General features: G+C 71.7%; 19 protein-coding genes. 4 read left to right on the top strand and 15 right to left on the bottom strand.

What is annotated here, in order from left to right:
• Positions 1-10 precede the first annotated feature (10 nt).
• The 5 genes from AB0912_RS09465 to AB0912_RS09445 form a co-directional block, all read right to left on the bottom strand.
• Positions 11-631 carry an ATP/GTP-binding protein gene (locus AB0912_RS09465; RefSeq protein WP_366697430.1) on the bottom strand — a complete coding sequence of 207 codons (621 nt, stop codon included), beginning with the start codon at positions 629-631 and terminating at the stop codon, positions 11-13.
• Positions 612-1061: a DUF742 domain-containing protein gene (locus tag AB0912_RS09460; RefSeq protein WP_366697428.1), complete on the bottom strand. Its 450-nt coding sequence runs from the start codon at positions 1059-1061 to the stop codon at positions 612-614. Before AB0912_RS09460 ends, AB0912_RS09465 begins: the two co-directional genes overlap by 20 nt.
• Positions 1058-1465 carry a roadblock/LC7 domain-containing protein gene (locus AB0912_RS09455; RefSeq protein WP_366697426.1) on the bottom strand — a complete coding sequence of 136 codons (408 nt, stop codon included), beginning with the start codon at positions 1463-1465 and terminating at the stop codon, positions 1058-1060. The genes AB0912_RS09460 and AB0912_RS09455 overlap by 4 nt, the downstream gene beginning before the upstream one ends.
• Complete coding sequence (locus AB0912_RS09450) at positions 1462-3132, bottom strand: ATP-binding protein (protein WP_366697424.1); 1671 nt, start codon at positions 3130-3132, stop codon at positions 1462-1464. Before AB0912_RS09450 ends, AB0912_RS09455 begins: the two co-directional genes overlap by 4 nt.
• A 316-nt stretch (positions 3133-3448) precedes the next feature.
• On the bottom strand, positions 3449-4075 hold the full coding sequence (locus AB0912_RS09445) for a helix-turn-helix domain-containing protein (RefSeq protein ID WP_366697422.1): 627 nt from the start codon (positions 4073-4075) through the stop codon (positions 3449-3451).
• 368 nt (positions 4076-4443) lie between these two features.
• Between AB0912_RS09445 and AB0912_RS09440 the strand changes: the two genes are divergently transcribed.
• From AB0912_RS09440 to atzF, 4 genes are all read left to right on the top strand, one after another.
• The gene (locus AB0912_RS09440) at positions 4444-5268 is read left to right on the top strand and encodes an urea amidolyase associated protein UAAP1 (RefSeq protein ID WP_366697420.1); all 825 of its coding nucleotides are present in this window, start codon (positions 4444-4446) and stop codon (positions 5266-5268) included.
• Positions 5265-5864 (top strand): urea amidolyase associated protein UAAP2, encoded by a 600-nt coding sequence (locus AB0912_RS09435; RefSeq protein WP_366697417.1) that lies wholly within the window; start codon positions 5265-5267, stop codon positions 5862-5864. The genes AB0912_RS09440 and AB0912_RS09435 overlap by 4 nt, the downstream gene beginning before the upstream one ends.
• Positions 5861-9388, top strand: a complete 3528-nt coding sequence (uca, locus tag AB0912_RS09430) for an urea carboxylase (protein ID WP_366697415.1) — start codon at positions 5861-5863, stop codon at positions 9386-9388. Before AB0912_RS09435 ends, uca begins: the two co-directional genes overlap by 4 nt.
• A gap of 97 nt (positions 9389-9485) precedes the next feature.
• A complete protein-coding gene (gene atzF, locus AB0912_RS09425; RefSeq protein WP_366697413.1) occupies positions 9486-11153 on the top strand; it encodes an allophanate hydrolase in 1668 nt (555 codons plus the stop codon).
• A 133-nt stretch (positions 11154-11286) separates the two neighbouring features.
• On the opposite strand, the gene AB0912_RS09420 is transcribed toward atzF, so the two are convergent.
• The 10 genes from AB0912_RS09420 to pafA all read right to left on the bottom strand — a co-directional run bounded on the left by AB0912_RS09420 (position 11287) and on the right by pafA (position 21651).
• Positions 11287-14148 (bottom strand): DEAD/DEAH box helicase, encoded by a 2862-nt coding sequence (locus AB0912_RS09420; RefSeq protein WP_366697411.1) that lies wholly within the window; start codon positions 14146-14148, stop codon positions 11287-11289.
• A 330-nt stretch (positions 14149-14478) separates the two neighbouring features.
• Positions 14479-15426 carry a twin-arginine translocase subunit TatC gene (gene tatC / locus AB0912_RS09415; RefSeq protein ID WP_366697409.1) on the bottom strand — a complete coding sequence of 316 codons (948 nt, stop codon included), beginning with the start codon at positions 15424-15426 and terminating at the stop codon, positions 14479-14481.
• A 47-nt stretch (positions 15427-15473) separates the two neighbouring features.
• Positions 15474-15758: a Sec-independent protein translocase subunit TatA gene (gene tatA / locus AB0912_RS09410; RefSeq protein WP_366697407.1), complete on the bottom strand. Its 285-nt coding sequence runs from the start codon at positions 15756-15758 to the stop codon at positions 15474-15476.
• Positions 15759-15995: 237 nt separating this feature from the next.
• The gene (locus AB0912_RS09405; RefSeq protein WP_366697405.1) at positions 15996-16190 is read right to left on the bottom strand and encodes a hypothetical protein; all 195 of its coding nucleotides are present in this window, start codon (positions 16188-16190) and stop codon (positions 15996-15998) included.
• A gap of 21 nt (positions 16191-16211) precedes the next feature.
• A complete protein-coding gene (locus AB0912_RS09400; RefSeq protein WP_366697403.1) occupies positions 16212-16472 on the bottom strand; it encodes a hypothetical protein in 261 nt (86 codons plus the stop codon).
• A gap of 134 nt (positions 16473-16606) precedes the next feature.
• Positions 16607-17638 (bottom strand): WYL domain-containing protein, encoded by a 1032-nt coding sequence (locus tag AB0912_RS09395; RefSeq protein WP_366697401.1) that lies wholly within the window; start codon positions 17636-17638, stop codon positions 16607-16609.
• 15 nt (positions 17639-17653) lie between these two features.
• On the bottom strand, positions 17654-18607 hold the full coding sequence (locus tag AB0912_RS09390) for a WYL domain-containing protein (protein ID WP_366697399.1): 954 nt from the start codon (positions 18605-18607) through the stop codon (positions 17654-17656).
• Positions 18608-18729: 122 nt separating this feature from the next.
• Positions 18730-19101: an FKBP-type peptidyl-prolyl cis-trans isomerase gene (locus tag AB0912_RS09385; RefSeq protein ID WP_366697397.1), complete on the bottom strand. Its 372-nt coding sequence runs from the start codon at positions 19099-19101 to the stop codon at positions 18730-18732.
• A 58-nt stretch (positions 19102-19159) separates the two neighbouring features.
• Positions 19160-20161: an FKBP-type peptidyl-prolyl cis-trans isomerase gene (locus AB0912_RS09380; protein ID WP_366697395.1), complete on the bottom strand. Its 1002-nt coding sequence runs from the start codon at positions 20159-20161 to the stop codon at positions 19160-19162.
• 128 nt (positions 20162-20289) lie between these two features.
• Positions 20290-21651 carry a Pup--protein ligase gene (pafA, locus tag AB0912_RS09375; protein ID WP_366697393.1) on the bottom strand — a complete coding sequence of 454 codons (1362 nt, stop codon included), beginning with the start codon at positions 21649-21651 and terminating at the stop codon, positions 20290-20292.
• Between the last annotated feature and the right edge of the window lie 7 nt (positions 21652-21658).

Raw genomic sequence — 21658 nt, 5'->3', positions numbered from 1 at the left:
CGTGCGGGACTCAGGCGGTCGTGGAGGTCATCGCCAGCGAGTGCAGGAACCGCATAAGGGTCATCAGGGTGTCCCGGCTGGAGGCCCTGCGCCGGGCGTCGCACTTGATGATCGGGATCTCCTCGGGCAGGTCGAGCGCGGCCCGCAGGTCCTCGACGGGGTAGCGCGGCGCGTCGGGGAAGTCGTTTATGGCGACGACGAACGGCACGCCGCGTTCCTCCAGGCGGCCGATGACGTCGAAGCTGACCTCCAGACGGCGGGTGTCGATCAGCACGACGGCGCCGAGGGCTCCTTCGAACAGGCCGTTCCACAGGAACCAGAAGCGTTCCTGGCCGGGGGTGCCGAAGAGGTAGAGCACCAGTTGGTCGGTGATCGAGATCCGGCCGAAGTCCATGGCCACGGTGGTGGCCGTCTTGGTCTCGGACCCGTAGTTGTCGTCGATTCCGATGCCGGCCTGCGTCATGGTCTCCTCGGTCGTCAGCGGTTTGATCTCGCTGACGGAGCCCACCATGGTCGTCTTGCCGACTCCGAAGCCGCCCACGATCACGATCTTGACCGCCGCCTGGGTGGTGTGCGGGAGGTGGTCCTCGGCGCGAGGGCCCGTGATGGTGTCAGAGCTTTTGAAGTCCATGCATCACCGCTTCGAGGAGGGAACGGTCGGGCAGCGCCTGACGGACGATCGGGGCGCGTGCCGAGACCAGTTCGGCCGCCAGCAGCTCGGTGAGCAGGACGGTCACCACGCTGAACGGCAGGTTGAGATAGGCCGAGAGTTCGGCCACGGACAGAGGGGCCCGGCACAGCCGCAGCACGACGGACTGCTCCGGCTTGGTGGCGGGAGGCGGTGACTCGGCGCGCGCCACGATCAGCGTGACGAGGTCGAGTTCGGCCCGGTCGCCGCCCTCGGTCCCGCCCGTGAGCACGTAGAGGCGCTCGGGGTTCTTCGGCTTGCCCTCGCCGTCCTCCCCCTCGGGGCTCTCCGGGCCCGCGAGGGGGACGTCGGTCGTGACGGGGCCGGGCACCCCTTCCTGGCGACTGCGCCGGCGGCGTTGCGGAGGAGTCATACGGTCTGCCCGTTGCGCCGCGGCGGGCTGGTCAGGTGGGCGCCGATGCGGACGACGAGGTCGCGCATGCGGTTGCTCATCAGGCCGGGTTCGGCGGTCTGGTTGGCGAGGACGGCGAGGTAGGCGTTGGGTCCCGCCGACATCAGGTAGAAGTAGCCGCCGTTGACCTCGATGATCACCATGCGCATCCGGCCGTCGCTGGCGGGGATCTCGCCCGCGACGGCTCCGGCGAGGCTCTGCAGGCCGGCGCAGGCCGCGGCGACGCGGTCGGCGGCGTCCGGGTCGCCGCCGTAGCGGGCGATGCGCAGGCCGTCGGCGGAGAGCACCACGATCTGCTGGATGCCGGGCACGCCGTCGGCGAGGTCCTTGAGCATCCAGTCGAAGTTCGCTCGCTGCTGGATCACTTGAGGTCCCCTTCGTCGTCGCCCTCGGCAGGGGCCGGCTGGTTGTCCGTGCTGAGCGCGGTCGGGTCCGGGTCGCCCTTGAGGCCGTTCATGAACGCCTCGACCCACAGGCCGGGTTCGGGTTCCTTCTCCTCCGGTTCGGGTGCGGGCGGGGGCGACCACACGGACGGCGTGCCCGCGGCCTCGGCGGCCTCCAGCGCCCTCGCCTCGGCGATCCGCTGGCTGAGCGGGACCTTGACCCTGCTGCGGCGCTGCGGCAGGCCGTTCGGCGTCCACTCGGTGACGACCGGGACGTCGTCCTCACGGGGGTCACGGGTGTCACCCGGGTGGCGGGTGTCACCGGGGTGCCGGGTGTCACCGGGGTGCCGGGCGGTGCGGGGGTCGAGCGGGTCGCCGCCCGACGAGGGGACGCGGGGGCCGGTGGTGGGCCGGCGCTTCTTGGGCTTGCGGGCCGGGCCCTCGACGCCGCCGTTGTCGATGCCCGTGACGGCGGCGGCTCCGATGCCGTGCGCGAGACCGGGCGCGAAGTCGGTGGTCAGCATGGAGCGCGGGGCGACGAGCACGGCGCGGACGCCGCCGTACGCGGACTGCCGCAGGGAGACCTGCATGCCGTACATCTCCGCGAGTCGGCCGACGACGGCCATGCCGAGCCGGGGTGCCTGGCCCATGACGGTCGGGTCGACGCCCGCCGCGGCCAGCCGGAGCAGTTCCTCGATCTTGCCGCGGGCCTCGTCGCTGAAGCTGACGCCGCCGTCCTCGATCTCGATGGCGATGCCGGTCTGCACCTCGATCGCGGTGACGTGCACCTTGGTGTGCGGGGGCGAGTAGCGGGTGGCGTTGTCGAGGAGTTCGGCCAGGGCGTGGATGATCGGTTCGACGGAGATGCCGTTGACGGCCACGTCGACGATGTTGTGCAGCTCGATGCGCCGGTACTCGAGGATGCGGGACATCGCGCCGCGCAGCACGCTGAACAGCGGTACGGGCTCGGGCCACTGGCGCCCCGGGCGGCCGCCGCCGAGCACGGCGATGGAGTCGGCGAGGCGGCCGATGAGCGCGGTGCCGTGGTCGATGCGCAGCAGGTCGTCGAAGACCTCGGGGTTGCGCCCGTGGTCCTCCTCCATCTCGCGGAGTTCGTTGTTCTGCTGGTGGACGATGGCCTGCACGCGCCGGGCGATGTTGACGAAGGAGCGCTGCGCGGCGTCGCGCATCGCCTCCTCGGTGTCGACGATCTTCAGCAGTTTCTTCAGCAGGTCCTTCTGGGACTGCGGGAGTTCGCGGTGGTCGGGGTCGTCGCGGCCCAGGGTGCGCACCACGTCGGACGGGGAGTACCCCTCGTGCAGCCGGTCGAGGGCGTACGGGACGATCACCTCGGTGAAGTGCACGATCTCCTGGTCGTGCGCGGCGATGCGCTGTTCCAGGTGGGCGGTGCGGCGCGTCAGGTCGGCGCGCAGGTCCCGGGCGACGCGGCCGCGGCGGACGGCCTCGCCGCCGGTCGCGATGACCAGCAGGGTGGCGAAGCCGCCGCACAGGGCGACGGCGAAGCGGGCGGGCTCGGTCACCAGCGCGACGGCGGCGCCGGTGGCCACGGCCATCAGTATCGCGGGCAGCAACAGCACCCGTGCGTAGGGAAGTTCACGGCCACCGGGAGGCGATTGAACACTCACCATGTATGCCCTCTGAGACAGGTCGGCTGGGGGGTGGGGGACGTTTGTGGGGGTATCGGCAGGGATCGGCATGGGCCAAACGGAATCTTCGGAACTTTTGGGAACAAGCGCACGAATGCATCTCAACTCGGTGCGCTGCGGGCGAGCTTAGTCCGACCGGATCATCGCCGTGTCATATTCGGCAACCACCTGAAATCGCCCGCGCGACTGGAGTACCCTCAGCCCCATTTGCACGCTGAGCCTCCATTCGCACACGGTGCGTGACCGCGTACGGGCATACGAAAGCCGCAGCTCACAGGGGTGACCGGGGGCCGGAGCCTCAGAGTCCGGCGATGCGCAGCGCCGCGTCGGCGGTGGCCTCGGCGAAGGCGGAGACGGGGCGCTCCGGGTCGGAGCGGCGCACCAGGATGACCCCCTCGATCAGCCCGAACACCAGGTCCGTCCGCAGGTCCAGCTCGCTCTTGGCGAGGGCGCCGCCCGCCGGGGTCGCCGCCAGCAACTGGCGGTAGGTGTCCTTGAGTTCGGCGCGCACGGCATGGAACCCGGCGAAGCGTTCGGCGCGCACCTCGGGCAGCAGATACAGGCCGCCCAGGTTGTGCGGTCCGCCGCACAGCAGCTCCACGTCCGAGCGGCACAGCTCCCACAGCCGGCTCCGGGCGGGCGCCGCGTCGTCGGCGAGGAGCCGCCGGGCGAGGGCCAGCGAGGGGGTGACCGTCGACTCCAGGAGTTCGGCGAGGAGTTCCTCCTTGCCCGACACGTAGTGATACATGGAGGCCTGGCGCATGCCCGCCCGCTCCGCGACGGCGCGGGTGGTGGTGGCGGCGTACCCCCGGGTGGTGAACAACTCGGCCGCCGCGTCGAGCAGTTCGGCGCGCGGCGTGAGGCCGCTGTCCGGCCGCTGCGCGGCGCGCGGCCTGCCGACCCGTCGTCCGCCGTCCGTTCCCATACGTTCGATCCTCGCACACACGGCACCCGCCGGCCGGGCGCCGGGACGCGGGCACCCACCGGCCGGGCGCCGGGACGCGGGACGTACACCGGCCGGTCGGCCGGGACGGGGCTGCGCGCACCAGCCCCGCACTCGGGGACGCGGACGCGCGCCCCGGGCCGGGCGCCGCGGCGCGGACACGTACACCGCCCCGGCGCCGGAACGCGGACGCCCGGCCTCGCCCCGGGCCCGCCGTCCGCCGGCGTCCGCGCACCCGCCGCCCGTGAGGGACCGGTAACGGGGCGGCAACACACGGGACATGGCGCCGACCCACCCCGCGCCTAATTTCTGTCGGGCGACAGAAACGACCCAGGAGCCGGAGGCCCGCGATGGCGACAGCGACCACGCACGGAGCACGCGACCACGCCCGCGCCCAGGAGGGAACCGGCGCCGAGGCCATGCCCGTGGTGCCCGCGGACGCCTGGCCGGCGCCGCCCTGCGAGGCGGGCCATCTGGTGTGGGCGGAGACCGTGGCGGGCGGCAACTACACGCACAAGGTGCTGGCCAGGGGCACGGAACTGCGGCTGACCGACCTGGCGGGCGACGCCTGCGCCCATCTGCTGCTCTACGTCGCGGACCGCCCGTGGGAGCGGCTGAACGTCGCGGACACGGTCAAGGTCCAGTGGAACGCCTACCTGGGCGAGGGCCGACTCCTGCTCTCCGACCAGGGCCGCGTCCTGGCCTCGGTGGTCAGCGACTCCTCCGGCCGGCACGACGCCCTGTGCGGCACCTCCACCCTCGTACGCAACACGGCCCGCTACGGGGACGGTACGCCGCAGTCCGCGTCCCCGGCCGGACGCGAGCTGTTCACGCTGGCCGCCGCCAAGAACGGGCTCGCCCCACGTGATCTGCCCCCGTCGCTCTCCTTCTTCCAGGGCGTCGAGGTACGCGAGGACGGCTCGCTGGACTTCACCGGCTCGGCGGGCCCCGGCGGCAGCGTCACCCTGCGCGCCGAACAGGACGTCACCGTGCTCATCGCCAACGTGCCCCACCCGGCCGACCCGCGCCCCGCGTACACGTGCACCCCGCTGGAGGTGCTGGCCTGGCGCGCCGGGCCGACCTCCGCGGGCGACCCGCTGTGGGAGGCCACCCCCGAGGGCCGCCGCGCCTTCCTCAACACCGCCGAGTTTCTTGCCACGAGGGGGCTCGCATGACCCACGTCACCGTCCCGGCCCGGGCCGCCTGGTCGGCAATCGTCCGCGCCGGTGAGACGCTCACCGTCACCGACCTGCACGGCAACCAGGCCGTCGACTTCCTGGTGTACGACGCCGGGGACACGTCCGTCCGCTACAGCGCGCCCGACACCATCCAGGCGCAGGGGAACATCTTCCTGACGACCGGCAGTGTGCTGATGTCGAACGAACACACCCCGCTGATGACCGTCACCGAGGACGAGGTGGGCCGGCACGACACGGTCGGCGGTGCCTGCTCCAAGGAGTCCAACACCCTGCGGTACGGGCACCACACCTGGTCGCAGCACGCCTGCGTGGACAACTTCCTCGCCGAGGGCGCCCGTTACGGCCTCGGCAAGCGCGACCTGGTCTCGAACATCAACTGGTACATGAACGTGCCGGTCGAGAAGGACGGCACCCTCGGCATCGTGGACGGCATCTCCGCCCCCGGGCTGCGGCTGACGCTGCGCGCCGAGCGCGACGTCCTCGTGCTGGTGTCCAACTGCCCCCAGATCAACAACCCGTGCAACGGCTTCGAACCGACCGCGGTCGCCATGTCGATCGGAGCGTCCGCATGACCTTCGACACCCTGCTGATCGCCAACCGCGGCGAGATCGCCGTCCGGATCATCCGCACCGCCCGCGAACTCGGCCTGCGTACGGTCGCCGTGTACTCCGACGCCGACCGCGCCGCCCCGCACGTCCGGCTCGCCGACCAGGCCGTACGCCTGGGCCCCGCGCCCGCCAAGGAGTCCTACCTCGACGCCGACCTGGTCCTGAAGGCGGCCAAGGACAGCGGGGCCGGGGCGATCCATCCCGGGTACGGGTTCCTGTCCGAGGACGCGGCGTTCGCCCGGCGCTGCGAGGACGCCGGGATCGTGTTCGTCGGGCCGACGCCGGAGCAGCTGGAGCTGTTCGGGGCCAAGCACACCGCGCGGGCGGCGGCAAAGGCCGCCGGCGTGCCGCTGGCCCCGGGCACCGGGCTGCTGGCGGATCTCCCCGGGGCGCTGGAAGCCGCCGGGCGCATCGGCTATCCCGTGATGCTCAAGGCCACGGGCGGCGGTGGCGGTATCGGTATGTCGGCTTGTCACTCGGCAGCCGAGCTGACCGAGGCCTGGGAGCGGGTCCAGCGCGTCGCGGCGGCCTCGTTCGCCTCGTCCGGGGTGTTCCTGGAGCGGCTGGTCACGGACGCCCGCCATGTCGAGGTGCAGGTCTTCGGTGACGGACGCGGCCGGGTCGTCACCTTCGGCGACCGCGACTGCTCGCTCCAGCGCCGCAACCAGAAGGTCCTGGAGGAGGCGCCCGCGCCCGGCCTCCCCCCGGCGGTGCGGGACCGACTCGCCCGCTCGGCAAGCGAGTTGTGCGCCTCGGTGGACTACCGCTCGGCCGGGACGGTCGAGTTCGTGTACGACGCCAAACGCGAGGAGGCCTACTTCCTGGAGGTCAACACCCGTCTCCAGGTGGAGCATCCGGTCACCGAGGAGATCTACGGCGTCGACCTGGTCGCCTGGATGCTGCGCCTGGCCCGCGGCGAGACCGGGGTCGTACGGGACCCGGGGGCACCGCGCGGGCACGCCGTCGAGGCCCGCCTGTACGCCGAGGACCCCTCGCGTGAACACCGGCCGAGCGCGGGCCTGTTGACGCGGGTCGAGTTCCCCGGCGGCGTCCGCGTGGACGGCTGGGTCGAGACGGGCACCGAGGTCACCGCCTCGTACGACCCGATGCTCGCGAAGGTCGTCGCCCACGGCCGGGACCGCGCCCACGCCCTGGAGCGGCTCGACGAGGCGCTGGCCGGGACCCGGGTGGACGGCATCGAGACCAACCTCGGGCTGCTGCGGGCCGCGCTCGCCGAGCCGGCCTTCCGGCGGGCGGACCACTCCACCGCCACCCTGACCGGCGTGACCGACCGCACCCCGCGCATCGAGGTGGTGTCCGGCGGCACGCTCACCACCGTGCAGGACTGGCCGGGCCGCACCGGCTACTGGCAGGTCGGGGTGCCGCCGTGCGGCCCGATGGACGACCTCTCCTTCCGGCTCGGCAACCGCGCCCTCGGCAATCCCGAGGGCGCGCCCGGACTCGAATGCACCGTGCAGGGACCGGCGCTGAGGTTCACCCAGGCCACCACGGTGTGCGTCACCGGGGCGCCCGCGCCGGTGACGGTGGACGGCGCGGAGGTCGGCCACTGGACCCCGGTGACGGTGCCGGCCGGGTCGGTCCTGGAGATCGGCGCGCCCTCCGGCCACGGCCTGCGGACCTACGTGCTGTTCGCGGGCGGCGGCCTGGACGTGCCCGCCTTCCTCGGCAGTACCGCCACCTTCACCCTCGGCCGGTTCGGCGGGCACGGCGGCCGGGCCCTGCGCACCGGCGACGTCCTGCACGGCGGGACGGTCACCTCCCCGGGGGCTCCCGTGCCGCCCGCCGACCGCCCCGCCTTCACGGACATCTGGCGGATCGGCGTCCTCGAAGGCCCGCACGCGGCACCGGAGTTCTTCACCGAGGACGACATCCAGGACTTCTACGCCGCCGACTGGAAGGTCCACTTCAACTCGGCCCGCACCGGCGTGCGGCTCGTCGGGCCCAAGCCCCGCTGGGCGCGCGCCGACGGCGGCGAGGCGGGACTGCACCCGTCGAACATCCACGACACGCCCTACTCGGTCGGCGCCGTCGACTACACCGGGGACATGCCGGTGCTGCTCGGCCCGGACGGCCCCTCCCTCGGCGGCTTCGTCTGCCCGGCGACCGTCGCCAGCACGGAGCGCTGGAAGCTCGGCCAGCTCCGCCCCGGCGACACCGTGCGGTTCGAGCCGCTCGCCGACGACGGGTCGCCGCGCCCCGCGATCGTCGACGGCGGGGTGCTCGCCCGGGACGGCGACGTCACCTACCGCCGCAGCGGCGACGACAACCTGCTGATCGAGTTCGGGCCCATGCAGCTCGACCTCGCGCTGCGCATGCGGGTCCACGCCCTGATGGAGGCGGTTACGGAGGCCGGCCTCGACGGGGTCACCGACCTGACCCCGGGCATCCGCTCCCTCCAGATCCGAACCGACCCGTCCCGGCTCCCCCAACACCAACTGCTGTCCTTCGTGAGGCAGTTGATCCCCACACTTCCGCCCACCGACCAGCTCGTCGTGCCCTCCCGGACGGTCCATCTCCCGCTGTCCTGGGACGATCCGGCGACCCGCGAGGCGATCGCCCGCTATATGGCGGGGGTGCGCGACGACGCGCCCTGGTGCCCGTGGAACATCGAGTTCATCCGCCGGGTCAACGGCCTGGACTCGGTGGACGACGTGTACCACACGGTGTTCGACGCGGAGTACCTCGTCCTCGGTCTGGGCGACGTCTACCTGGGCGCCCCGGTCGCCACCCCGCTCGACCCCCGCCACCGCCTGGTCACCACCAAGTACAACCCGGCCCGCACCTGGACCGCCGAGAACTCGGTCGGCATCGGCGGCGCCTATCTGTGCGTCTACGGCATGGAGGGACCGGGCGGCTACCAGTTCGTCGGCCGGACGACCCAGGTGTGGTCGGGCTGGCAGCAGCGCGGCGCGTTCGAACCGGGCTCGCCCTGGCTGCTGCGCTTCTTCGACCGCGTCAGGTGGTATCCGGTGGAGGCGGACGAACTCCTGGAGCTGCGCGCCGACATCGTCTCCGGCCGGTTCGTGCCCCGGATCGAGGAGGGCACGTTCTCGCTCGCCGCGTACGAGTCCTTCCTCGCCGAGAACGCCGCGTCCATCGAGGAGTTCCGGTCCCGGCAGGGCGCCGCGTTCTCGGCGGAGCGGGACGCGTGGGAGGCCGCGGGGGAGTTCACCCGGGCCGAGGCCGCGTCGGCGCCCGCCGCTCCGGCCGCCGAGGTGAGCGTCCCGGCGGGCGGACGGCTGGTCGAGGCCGAGTTCGCCGCGTCCGTCTGGCAGGTGAACGTCACGCCGGGCGCCCGGGTGACCTCGGGGCAGCCGCTTCTCGCCCTGGAGGCCATGAAGATGGAGTCGCGGATACCGGCACCGGTGGACGCGGTGGTCGACCGGGTCCTTGTCACCCCGGGCGACCAGGTGGAGGCGGGCACGCCACTGCTGGTCCTCGCGCCGGCGGAGCCCCCGGCCCCCTGAGACTCACCACAGGCCGTACGCGCCACCCGACACCCGTCCCCCGTCCGCCACCCTCAAAAGCCCCTCCCCCGCTCTCACTCCCCAGCAAGGAGTCCCCATGTCCGCTCTCGCCCGAGTCCGCGCGGCCTACGCCCGGATCGAGGCCGTCGACCGCCCCGAGATCTGGATCGGTCTGCGCCCCGGGCCGGAGGCCGAGGAGGAGGCGCGGGCGGTGGACGCGCGGGTCGCCGCGGGTGAGCGCCTCCCGCTCGCCGGCAGGGTCTTCGCCGCCAAGGGCAACATCGACGTGGCGGGCCTGCCGACCACCGCCGGCTGCCCCTCCTACGCCCGCACCCCGCAGGCGGACGCCCCCGCCGTCGCCCGGCTCCGCGCGGCCGGTGCCGTCCTCCTGGGGAGCACGAACCTGGACCAGTTCGCCACCGGCCTGGTCGGCACCCGTTCCCCCTACGGCGCCGTCCGCAACGCCCTGGACCCGGCGAGGATCAGCGGCGGCTCCAGCTCCGGATCGGCCGTGGCGGTCGCCCTCGGTATCGCCGATCTCGCCCTCGGCACGGACACCGCGGGTTCCGGCCGCGTCCCCGCCGCGTTCAACGGCATCGTCGGCCTGAAACCGACCCGGGGCCTGATCCCCACGACGGGCGTCGTCCCGGCCTGCGCCTCCCTGGACTGCGTGACCGTGTTCGCCCGCACCCTCCCCGAGGCCGAACAGGCCCTCGCCCACCTCACCTCCCCCGCCGCCCGCGAACTGTTGCCGCTCGCCCAGCGCGCTCCGGGCCCCTGGCGCGTCGCGGTCCCGCCGACGGCACAGCTCGGCGAGCTGGACAAGGGCTGGGCACAGGCGTACGAGGCGGCGGTCGAGCGACTCGTCTCCTCGGGGGCCGAGGTGCGCACCCTTGACCTCACCCCGTTCACCGAGGCCGCCGGGATGCTGTACGAGGGCGCGTTCGTCGCCGAGCGGTACACGGCGGTGGGGAGCTTTGTCGGCAAGTTGATGGCCGAGGGCGGTGCGGGCCTCGATCCGACCGTGGCCGGCATCATCACCCGCGCCCGCGACATCCCGGCCCACCAGCTCTACGCCGACCAGGAGCGGCTGGCAGGTCTACGGGCCCGGGCGCTGGCCGAACTGGCCGACGCGGACGCCCTGTTGCTGCCCACCGCGCCCGGTCATCCCACGCTCGCCGAGGTCGCCGCCGACCCGCTGGGCGCCAACGCCCGCCTGGGCCGCTTCACCAACTCCACGAATCTGTTCGACCTGGCGGCCGTCGCGGTCCCGGCGGGAGTGACGCCCGCCGGGCTGCCGTTCGGCGTGATGCTGATCGGCCCGGCGTTCACCGACGAACGGCTCGCCCGGATCGCCCGGTCGCTGGAGCCGGAGACCCGCCTCGCCGTGGTGGGCGCCCACCTGTCCGGCCAGCCCCTCAACCCACAGCTCCTGGCCCTGGGCGCCCGTCTCGACCGTACGACCACGACCGCGCCGGTGTACCGGCTGCACGCCCTGGCCACCACTCCGCCGAAGCCGGGTCTCGTCCATGTCGGCGCGGGCGGTACCGCCGTCGAGACGGAGGTGTGGTCGCTCCCGACGGAGGGACTTGGCCGGCTGCTCGCCGCGCTCCCCCGGCCGATGACCCTGGGCGGCGTCGAACTGGCCGACGGCACCCACGTCCCCGGCTTCCTGTGCGAACCCGGCGCCGTAGAGGGCGCACCCGACATCACGGCGTACGGCGGATGGCGCGCGTACGTGGGCCGCCCGGACGTGAGCGACTGAGCCGCTGTTCACCTGCCCCGGCGAAACTCCGGCCCGCCTCGCCCGGATGCTCCGGCCCCGCGCACCCAAAAAAGTCCGGCGGTCGCGGCACGCGACCGCCGGACCCGGTGGACGGGAACGGAAACCGGGTTCCTCAGCCCACCGACGAGTAGGCGACGACCCCGCGCAGCAGCGCGTCGACGGCCTTGCGCGCGTTCTTCGCGACGGTCGAGTTCCCGCCGCCCGAGACGGGGGCGGCGGCCGAGATCTGGCCGAGGACGTCGATGACCTGCTTGCACCAGCGGACGAAGTCGCCGGCCGGCATCTCCGCCTCGCGAAGCACCTCGTCGAGGCCCTTGCCGGAGGCCCATTCGTGGGCGGCCCAGGCGAAGCCGAGGTCGGGCTCGCGCTGGCCGACGCCTTCGGTCTGGCTGATCCGGAAGTCCTCCTCCAGCGCGTCGAGCCGGCCCCAGATGCGGACCATCTCGCCGAGCGCCGCCTTGGCCTTGCCGGAGGGCACCTTCGGGGCCATCGCGTCGTCGGCGACCCGCGACTCGTACACCAACGCCGAGACGCAGGCGGCGAGTTCGGCGGGGCTCAGGCCTTCCCAGACGCCGGCGCGCAGGCATTCGCTGGCCAGCAGGTCGAGTTCGCCGTAGAGCCGGGCGAGCCGCTTGCCGTGCTCGGTGACCTCGTCGCCGCGCAGGTAGTCCAGCTCGGTGAGGAGGGCGACGATCCGGTCGAAGGTGCGGGCGATGGTGTTCGTCCGGCCCTCGATCCGGCGTTCGAGCTGCGAGGTGTCGCGTTGCAGCCGGTGGTAGCGCTCGGCCCAACGGGCGTGGTCCTCACGGTCGTTGCACCCGTGGCAGGGGTGGGCGCGGATAGCCGTGCGCAGCCGGGCGATCTCCCGGTCGTCGGCCGCCTCGGAGCGCTTCTTGCGGTGCCGGTCGGGGACGATGTGCCCGGCCTTGGTGCGCAGCGCGGACGCGAGGTCGCGGCGGGACTGCGGGGAGCGCGCGTTGAACGTCTTGGGGATACGCATGCGGTCGAGGGCTTCCACCGGGACGGGGAAGTCCATCGAGGCGAGCCGCTTGACCTGGCGCTCGGCGGTAAGGACGAGCGGGCGGGGGCCGTCGTGCTGTTCGAAGCCCCGGTGGCCGTTGGACCGGCCGGCGGGCAGTCCGGGGTCGAGGACGAGGGCGAGCCCGGCGTACTTGCCGGTGGGCACGTGGATGACGTCGCCCGGCTTGAGCTTCTCCAGGGCGACGGCGGCCTCGGCGCGGCGCAGGGAGGCGCCCTGGCGGGCCAGCTCGGTCTCGCGGTCCTTCAGTTCGCGGCGCAGCCGCATGTACTCCTCGAAGTCGCCGAGGTGGCAGGTCATGGACTCCTTGTAGCCCTCCAGCCCCTCTTCGTTGCGCTGCACCTGGCGGGAGATCCCGACGACCGACTTGTCGGCCTGGAACTGCGCGAAGGAGGTCTCCAGGAGTTCGCGGGAGCGGTGCCGCCCGAACTGCTCGACCAGGTTCACCGCCATGTTGTACGACGGCTTGAAGCTGGAGCGCAGCGGATAGGTGCGGGTGCCGGCGAGTCCGGCGAGGTGCTCGGGGCTGAAGCCGCGCTGCCAGAGCACGACGGCGTGGCCCTCGACGTCGATGCCGCGGCGGCCGGCGCGGCCGGTGAGCTGGGTGTACTCGCCGGGGGTGATGTCGGCGTGCTGCTCGCCGTTCCACTTGACGAGCTTTTCCAGCACCACGGAGCGGGCGGGCATGTTGATGCCGAGCGCGAGGGTCTCGGTGGCGAACACGGCCTTCACCAGGCCGCGCACGAAGAGTTCCTCGACGACCTCCTTGAAGGTGGGCAGCATGCCCGCGTGGTGGGCGGCGATACCGCGCTCCAGGCCCTCCAGCCACTCGTAGTAGCCGAGGACGTGCAGGTCCTCGTCGGGGATGGAGGCGGTGCGCTCCTCGACGATCTCGCGGACCTTGCCGCGGGCCTCGTCGTCGTTCAGCCGCAGGCCCGCGTACAGGCACTGCTGTACGGCGGCCTCGCAGGCGGCGCGGCTGAAGATGAAGGTGATGGCGGGCAGCAGGCCTTCGGCGTCGAGCCGCTCGATGACCTCGGGGCGGCCCGGCGTCCAGATTCGCGAGCGCTGCCTGCGCTCCCGCTCCCGGTCGGCCTCGCGCATCGCCCGGCCGCGTTTGCGGTCCTGGTACGAGGGGCGGCTGGCCTCCATCCGCGCCATGCGGGTCAGGTCGGGGTTGACTGCCTTCTTCTGGCCCTCGCCCTCCTCGAAGAGGTCGTACATCCGGCGTCCGGCCAGGACGTGCTGGAACAGCGGGACGGGCCGGTGTTCGGAGACGATGACCTGGGTGTCGCCGCGGACGGTGTCCAGCCAGTCGCCGAACTCCTCCGCGTTCGACACGGTGGCCGACAGGGAGACGAGGGTCACCGACTCGGGGAGGTGGATGATCACTTCCTCCCAGACGGCGCCCCGGAACCGGTCGGAGAGGTAGTGCACCTCGTCCATCACCACGTATCCGAGGCCGAGGAGGGTCTGTGAGCCCGCGTACAGCATGTTCCGCAGGACCTCGGTGGTCATGACGACCACGGGTGCCTCGGAGTTGACGCTGTTGTCCCCGGTGAGGAGGCCGACCTTGTCCGCGCCGTAACGGCGGCACAGGTCGGCGTACTTCTGGTTGGAGAGCGCCTTGATGGGCGTGGTGTAGAAGCACTTCTTGCCCTGCTGGAGGGCGAGGTGGACGGCGAACTCGCCGACGATCGTCTTGCCGGAGCCGGTGGGCGCGGCCACCAGCACCCCCTTGCCCGCTTCGAGTGCCTGGCAGGCCTCGATCTGGAAGGGGTCGAGGCCGAAGTCGTACATCTCGCGGAACGGGGCGAGTGCGGTGGCCTGCTCGGCAGCGCGCCTGCGTGCTGCCGCGTACCGCTCGGCCGGTGAGAGGTCCTCTGTCATCGTGCTTTCGAGACTACCGGGAGCCACTGACATCGGGACGATCATTATCCCGATCGGATCCTGTGAAACCTCGGGTCCCCGCAGCTCAGGGAAGTGCGCCGGGCACGCTCCCGCGAATCGGCCCCACCGGCGGCCGGGCGGCGCGGACCCGGGCTGGAGGGAAGGCCGTGGCGACGGGTGGTCCGGGAACGCGGAAGCGGCCGGGTGCGCCGCGTGGGCGCCCCGGCCGCGGTCCGCGGTGGGGTTCGACGAGGAGGAGCGGGCCGGGCGGCCGGTCACGGGGCGACCCCGCGTGCTTCCGGGCCTTCGTACCTCCGCGCCTTCCTGCCTCCGCGCCTCTTCCTGCCTCAGTGCCTTGCTGCCTCCGCGCCTTCGTCAGGTCACGTCGTCGTAGCCGTTGACGCGTTCGGGTCCGGCCTGTTCGGGCAGGACCCGGCTGGCCGAGACGGGCTCGATCGGGCCGACGGACTCGGGGGTGAGGTCAAGCTCGGACGCCTCGTCGTCGGCGGGGCCCGCCGCGTCACGCCGGCGCTTGCGCCGGTCGTTGAAGAGCGAGAAGACGACGGCGCCGAAGTAGAGGATCCAGATCGGTCCGGCGAGCGCCAGCATGGTCAGCGGGTCGGTGCTGGGGGTGGCGATCGCGGCGAAGACGGTGATGCCGAGGATCATGCCGCGCCACCAGCCGAGCATGCGCCGTCCGGTGAGGATGCCCGTGAGGTTGAGCATCACCAGGAGCAGCGGCAGCTCGAAGGAGAGACCGAAGACGACCACCATGCGCGTGACGAGGTCGAGCAGGTCGTCGAGCGGCAGGAGGTTGTTGACGCCCTGCGGCGTGAACTCCATCAGGACCTTCGCCGTGGTGGGCAGCACCTTGTAGGCGAAGAAGGCGCCGCCGAGGAACAGCGGCACGCCGGTTCCGACGAACGCGTACGCGTACTTCTTCTCGTTCTTGTGCAGGCCAGGCGCGACGAACGCCCAGAGCTGGTAGAGCCAGACCGGGGAGGCGAGCACGACGCCCGCCATCAGGGAGACCTTCAGCGCCAGGGTGAACGGGGCGAGCAGGCCGTTGATGGTGATCTGCGCGCACTGGTGGTTCTTGGGCTGCTTCGCCAGCTCGGCGAAGGTCTCGGGACATCCGACGGAGTCCAGGACCGGCTTGGTGAAGAAGTTGATGATGTCGTTGTAGTAGAAGGCGGCGACGATCGTCACGAGGACGATGGCGAGCATCGCCTTCGCGAGCCGGTTGCGCAGCTCGCGAAGGTGGTCCGCGAGGGGCATCCGCCCTTCGGGATCCTTCTCCGTGTTGCGGGCGGACTTGGGCAACCCACATCCTCATCTCATGCGGCGAGCCGGTCGTCACCGGCCCTCAGTCAGCGCTGGGTCGTGTCCGTCGGCTCGCTGACCGGCCGGGAGCTGGTCACGTCGCCGGGGGCGGCCTGGATGGTGCGCTGCGCGGGGGGCTGCTCGCCGGTGTTCGGCGGGCCGGCCGGGGCGGGGTTGCTGCCCTCGTCCTTCATGGCCTTGGCCTCGCTCTTGAGGATGCGGGCGGACTTGCCGAGCGACCGAGCCATGTCCGGAAGCTTCTTCGCGCCGAACAGCAGGATGATGACGACGAGGATGAGAATGATCTCGGGAGCGCCGAGCCTTCCGAACATAAGTCTTTACCTTCTCACCGAGGCTGCATGGTCGGGGTGCTGTCCGAACGGTCGGACTTCTGTCCGAGCGTCGTGGTGACAGCGATCGTAACGCTCAGGGGTGAACGCGGGGCAATCCCTGTGCGTACTCCCAGTTCGCGGTCCGCGCCTCGTTATCCGGGCCGCGACGTCGAGCCTACCTGGCGACAGCACGAAGTTGACAGGCTGGAGTGACTCATTGCGCAACCATGGAACGACTCATACCGCGTCCATGGCCCGTGCGGCCCCCTCCGCGGCCCGTTCCAGGTCGCCCGCGGCGCGGTCGATGCGGCTCGCGGCCTCGGCGACCTGCTTGCCGAGACGCTCCGCTTCCAGGAAGACACGCACGGCGAGCAAACCGAGCACGGTGATGCCCAGGAAGCCCACAGCGATCGCAAACATCGGCCAGAACATGACGTCGACCCTAGCCCCTGTCTAGAGGGTGGAGTGCAGGCGCAGGGTGCGGACCCCGCCGCCGGTGAGCAGCTCCACGATCCGCTCCCCGGCCGGCTTGCGGACGGCGGAGCCGCACTCGGGGCAGGTGAACGAGTAGAACGTGGTGCGGCTGCTGGCGCCGATGGCCAGCCGCAGGGCGCCGGGGGTCAGCTCGAATCCGGCGCGGCAGTCGGGGCAGGCGGCCTTGAACATGACGTCGACCACTCTTCTCATCCCGGCGAAGGCCGTCCCGACCGACATCTCCGCGCTGCCCGGGACCGGCCCCGCCCCGCGTACGGAACCCGGCGTCCTCGCAGCGCCGCCCGGTGTCCTCGCCGTGCCCGGCTTCCCCGGCGCGCCCGGCTTCCCCGGCGCGTCCGACCTCGACGACGTGCTCAAAGTCTCTGCTCCCGCCTCTCGTACGAGCCGTCCTGTGCCGCCGCGTGACCGCCCGTCTCCGGCGTGTCGTAGGCGGCGAGCGCCTCGCGGGCGGCGCGGCGGGCGCTGTCGGCGAGGTCCTGGGGTGCGACGATCCGGCCGTCGCCGCCGAGGCGCAGGGCGAGGCGCCGCAGCGAGGTGGGATCGGGCGTCCGCAGGGTGATGCGCAGTCCGCCGTCGGGCAGTTCGACGGCGCTGTCGTGCGGGTAGTACTCGGCGACCCAGCGGCCGGCGGGGCCGACCTCGACGACGACCTCGGGGTCCTCGGCGGCGGGCTGCACCAGTCCTTCGGAGAGGTCGCGCAGTTCGATCTCGGGCGGGGCGGAGGGCTCGTCCAGGATGCGGATCTCGGCGACGCGGTCGAGGCGGAAGGTGCGGCGCGCCTCGGAGCGGCGGCACCAGGCCTCGACGTAGGTGTGGCCGACGGTGACCAGGCGGATCGGGTCGATCTCGCGCTCGCTCAGCTCGTCGCGGGCGGGCGAGTAGTAGCGGATCCACAGGCGGCGGCGCTCGGCGATGGCCCGGTCGACGTCGGCGAAGACGCCGCCCTCGGACTCGAAGGTGACCGAGAGGCGCGCGCTGGCTCCGGCCGCCTCGCCGGAGGCGGCCTCCACCTTGGCGGTGGCGCGCAGCAGGGCCTGCCGGTCGCCCTCGCGCAGCCCGGGCAGGGTGGAGACGGCGCGGGCGGCCACCAGGAGGGCGGTGGCCTCGTCGGCGGCGATCCGCAGCGGTTCGGCCACGTCGTCGGGGTTGTGCCACCAGATGCGGTCGCCGTCGGTGTCGATGTCGAGCAGGTCGCCGCCGCGGAAGCTGGTCCCGCACAGCGGCAGCACGTCGAGGTCGGAGATCAGCTCGTCCTCGGTGATCCCGAAGGCCCGGGCGACGTCGCCCACCCGGGCGCCGGGGCGCTCGCGCAGATAGGTCACCAGGGAGAGCATCCGCCGGGTCTGGTCGATCGCGTTCGTGGGCCTGGCCGGTTTGCCTGCCACTGTCCTGTGTCCCCCTCAGCCCTTGGCCACGGCGCGCAGCCGGTCGACCACTTCGGCCCGCAGCTCGGCGGGCTCCACGACCACCACGTCGGGTCCGAACTCGACGAGCCAGGCGTCCAGGCCGTGCCCGTACGGAATCTCCAACTCGTCCCAGCCGTCTCCGAGTTCCCGGACGGAGACGGCTTTGGCGCGCAGCGGGTAGCCGGAGCCGGAGCGCAGCCGGATGAGCGCGGAGCGGTCGGCGATCTCCCCGGCCCAGCCGGCGACGGTCTCGCGGACGGTGACGACGTCGGGCACCTCGGCGGTGTAGCGGCCGGCCCGGGCGCGGACCTTGCCGGTGATGCGGGAGAGCCGGAAGACGCGCTCCGCGCCGCGGTCGCGGTCCCAGCCCGCGAGGTACCAGTGGCCGCGCCAGCACTCCAGGGCCCACGGCTCGACGTGCCGGGTCTCGGGGTGGGCGGCGGTGGCCTTGCGGTAGTCGAAGACGACCGGGCGGCGGTCGCGGCAGGCCAGCATCAGGGGTTCGAAGGCGGCCTCGTGGACGGGGATGTGCGGTTCCAGGGCGCCGAACGAGCCGTAGGGGTCGACGTCCTCGGGCAGGCCCGCGGCGCGCAGCTTCTGGAGGGCGCCGCTCGCGGCTCCGGCGAGGCGGGCCTGCTGCCACACCTTGGCGGCCAGGCCGAGGGCGGCGGCCTCCTCGGCGTCGAGGGTGATGGGGGGCAGGCGGTTGCTGTCGCGGCGGGCGAGGTAGCCGACCTCGCCGTCCAGGTTCTCGACGGTCTCGATGACCAGGCCGAGTTCGCGCAGGTCGTCCTTGTCGCGTTCGAACATCCGGTTGAAGGAGTCGTCGGAGCCCGCCTCCAGGTAGGCCTCGATGGACTCGCGGAGTTCGCGCTTGCTGAGCGGCCGCCGCGTCCCGAGCAGACACAGCGCGAGGTTCATCAGCCGCTCGGCCTTGGCAATGGCCATCGACGCCCTTCCTATGGTGCTTCCGACCGATGACCGTACCGCTCCGACGTGTCCGGACAAAAGCCGAGGGCCCATGCCCGGACAGGCATGGGCCCTCGATGATCGGGTCCGGTCGGTTCCGGTCAGACTCCGAGCAGGTCGACCACGAAGATCAGCGTCTCGCCGGGCTGGATCGCCGGGGTCGGGCTCTGGTTGCCGTAGGCGAGGTGGGCCGGGATGGTGAGCTGGCGCCGGCCGCCGACCTTCATGCCCTGCACGCCCTGGTCCCAGCCCTTGATGACGCGGCCGCCGCCGAGCGGGAAGCGGAACGGCGAGTTCCTGTTCCAGCTCGCGTCGAACTCCTCGCCGGTGCTGAAGGCCACACCCACGTAGTGCACCGTGACGGTCTGACCCGCCTCGGCCACCGGGCCGTCACCCTCCCAGATGTCCTTGATCTCAAGGTCCGCCGGGGGCTCGCCGCCCGGGAAGTCGATCTCGGGCTTCTCGATGCTCACGTCTTCGCTCCTGCTTGTCTACGTCAAGGCAACGCCCACAGTCTTACATCCCCGGCGGCTACATCTTCGCCAGGATGTCCACCGAGAACACCAGCGTCGAGTCCTTCTTGATGCCGCTGCCGCTCGGCGGGTTGTCCCCGTAGCCCAGGTCCGGCGGGATGACGATGAGGACGCGGCTGCCCACCTTCTTGCCGGTCAGGCCCTGCGCCCAGCCCTTGACGACCTGCTGGAGCGAGAACGACGTCAGCTGGCCTCGGCCGTACGTGGAGTCGAACTCCTTGCCGCCGTCCCACAGCACGCCCTTGTACTGCACGAGGACACTGCTGTCGGCCGCGACCGTCTCCCCGTCGCCCTCGATCACGTAGTCCGCCACGAGCTTCTTGGGCGCGGCCGACTTCGGGATGTCGATGGACGGCGCCTTGCCGTCGGTGTTGGTGCCGACCTTCGGCAGCGCGGCGTCGCCCTGGGCCACGTCCTTGCCCTTGGCGGAACTCGTGGCGTTGAACGTGTTCTCGATGTCGACCACGAACACCAGCGTGTCCGTGCCCTTGATGCCCGCCTGCGCGTTGCCCTGCTTGCCGTAGCCCCAGGTCGGCGGGACGGCCATCTGCACCCGGCTGCCGGACTTCTTGCCGACCAGGCCGTACCGCCAGCCGTCGATGATGCCGCCCTGCGCGAGCTGGATGACCAAGGGCGTCTTGCGGTCGTAGGAGTTGTCGAAGACCTTCCCCGAGGACCACACCTGGCCCAGGTAGTTGGCCTGGATGTAGTCGTTCTCCGCGACGGTCTTCCCGCCGCCCGCGATGACCGTCTTGACTGCGAGGTCCCCGGACGGGTCCCCGGAGCCCTTCGCGACGGTCGGCTTCTCCCCGAACTTCGCGCCGGCCGTGATCGCCGGCAGCGGACCGTCGACGATCTTCGGCGGGGGCGGAGCCGACGCGGAGGCCGAAGCCGACGGACTGCTGCTGGACTTGGCCGTGTCGGACTTGTCGTCGTCACCGCATCCGGCGAGCGTGACCAGTCCGGCGGGAACGGCGATGAGGAGTGAGCGTCGGCGCACGGTGGGGGCCTCGTATCGGTCGATCTTGGTTGATGGCGTGCGCGCAACTCTACGACGTGAGAAGGGCGCCGTACGGAAAACGTACGGCGCCCCGCGTTGCGTTCCGCGCCCCGCGCGGAACACCCGGCTCACATTCCGGCGATCAGCTTCTCCACCCGGTCGTCCACCGAACGGAACGGGTCCTTGCACAACACCGTGCGCTGCGCCTGGTCGTTGAGCTTCAGGTGGACCCAGTCGACGGTGAAGTCCCGGCGCTGCTCCTGCGCCCGCCGGATGAAGTCACCGCGCAGCCGCGCACGAGTGGTCTGCGGCGGCACGGACTTGCCCTCGAAGATCTTCAAGTCGTTGCAGATCCGCGCCGCTTGACCCTTCTTCTCCAGCAGGTAGTAGAGACCACGACGCCGGTGGATGTCGTGGTAGGCGAGGTCTATCTGCGCGACCCGAGGATGCGACATGGTCATGTTGTGCTTCGCCCGGTACCGCTCGATGAGCTGGTACTTCATGACCCAGTCGATCTCGGTGCCGATCCGGTCCAGGTCCTCGGCCTCGATCGAGTCCAGCACCCGGCCCCACAGCTCCAGCACCTGGTCGACGGTCCCGGTGCGGATGCCCCGGCGCTCGACGAAGTCCACGGCCTTCTCGTAGTACTCGCGCTGCACCTCCAGCGCGGACGCCTCACGGCCGCTGGCCAGCCGCACCTTGCGGCGGCCCGTGATGTCGTGGCTCACCTCACGGATCGCCCGAATGGGGTTCTCCAGCGTGAGGTCGCGCATGACGGTGCCCGCCTCGATCATGCGCAGCACCAGGTCGGTGGCACCGACCTTCAGGAGCATCGTCGTCTCGGACATGTTCGAGTCGCCGACGATCACGTGCAGCCGGCGGTAGCGCTCGGCGTCCGCGTGCGGCTCGTCCCGCGTGTTGATGATGGGCCGGGAGCGGGTCGTCGCGGAACTGACGCCCTCCCAGATGTGCTCGGCTCGCTGACTGACGCAGTACACGGCGCCCCGCGGCGTCTGCAGCACCTTGCCCGCACCGCAGAGCAGCTGCCTCGTCACGAGGAACGGGATGAGGATGTCCGCGAGCCGGGAGAATTCCCCGTGCCGGGCCACCAGATAGTTCTCGTGGCAACCATAGGAGTTGCCCGCCGAGTCCGTGTTGTTCTTGAACAGGTAGACGTCGCCCGCGATTCCTTCCTCGTGCAGGCGTCGTTCGGCGTCCACCAGGAGTCCTTCGAGAATGCGCTCGCCGGCCTTGTCGTGGGTGACGAGTTCCGTCACGTTGTCACATTCCGGCGTTGCGTATTCCGGATGTGATCCCACGTCGAGATAGAGGCGGGCGCCGTTCCGCAGAAAGACATTGCTGCTGCGGCCCCATGACACGACACGGCGGAAGAGGTACCGCGCCACCTCGTCGGGAGACAGGCGGCGCTGTCCCCTGAACGTACACGTGACGCCGTACTCGTTCTCCAGCCCGAAAATGCGGCGGTCCATGACTGAA

This window comes from Streptomyces sp. NPDC007084, from assembly GCF_040703595.1.
In the GTDB taxonomy this organism is placed as follows: Bacteria; Actinomycetota; Actinomycetes; order Streptomycetales; family Streptomycetaceae; genus Streptomyces.
The sequence above is the reverse complement of the archived record's forward strand: the minus strand, read 5'-3'. Positions and strand labels throughout refer to the sequence as shown.

What these genes read in the sequence shown, in the direction of transcription:
- AB0912_RS09465 (WP_366697430.1), bottom strand. Translation starts at nt 631, where the DNA reads ATGGACTTCAAAAGCTCTGACACCATCACGGGCCCTCGCGCCGAGGAC.
- AB0912_RS09460 (WP_366697428.1), bottom strand. Translation starts at nt 1,061, where the DNA reads ATGACTCCTCCGCAACGCCGCCGGCGCAGTCGCCAGGAAGGGGTGCCC.
- AB0912_RS09450 (WP_366697424.1), bottom strand. Translation starts at nt 3,132, where the DNA reads ATGGTGAGTGTTCAATCGCCTCCCGGTGGCCGTGAACTTCCCTACGCA.
- AB0912_RS09445 (WP_366697422.1), bottom strand. Translation starts at nt 4,075, where the DNA reads ATGGGAACGGACGGCGGACGACGGGTCGGCAGGCCGCGCGCCGCGCAG.
- AB0912_RS09440 (WP_366697420.1), top strand. Translation starts at nt 4,444, where the DNA reads ATGGCGACAGCGACCACGCACGGAGCACGCGACCACGCCCGCGCCCAG.
- AB0912_RS09435 (WP_366697417.1), top strand. Translation starts at nt 5,265, where the DNA reads ATGACCCACGTCACCGTCCCGGCCCGGGCCGCCTGGTCGGCAATCGTC.
- uca (WP_366697415.1), top strand. Translation starts at nt 5,861, where the DNA reads ATGACCTTCGACACCCTGCTGATCGCCAACCGCGGCGAGATCGCCGTC.
- atzF (WP_366697413.1), top strand. Translation starts at nt 9,486, where the DNA reads ATGTCCGCTCTCGCCCGAGTCCGCGCGGCCTACGCCCGGATCGAGGCC.
- AB0912_RS09420 (WP_366697411.1), bottom strand. Translation starts at nt 14,148, where the DNA reads ATGATCGTCCCGATGTCAGTGGCTCCCGGTAGTCTCGAAAGCACGATG.
- tatA (WP_366697407.1), bottom strand. Translation starts at nt 15,758, where the DNA reads ATGTTCGGAAGGCTCGGCGCTCCCGAGATCATTCTCATCCTCGTCGTC.
- AB0912_RS09405 (WP_366697405.1), bottom strand. Translation starts at nt 16,190, where the DNA reads ATGTTCTGGCCGATGTTTGCGATCGCTGTGGGCTTCCTGGGCATCACC.
- AB0912_RS09400 (WP_366697403.1), bottom strand. Translation starts at nt 16,472, where the DNA reads ATGTCGGTCGGGACGGCCTTCGCCGGGATGAGAAGAGTGGTCGACGTC.
- AB0912_RS09390 (WP_366697399.1), bottom strand. Translation starts at nt 18,607, where the DNA reads ATGGCCATTGCCAAGGCCGAGCGGCTGATGAACCTCGCGCTGTGTCTG.
- pafA (WP_366697393.1), bottom strand. Translation starts at nt 21,651, where the DNA reads ATGGACCGCCGCATTTTCGGGCTGGAGAACGAGTACGGCGTCACGTGT.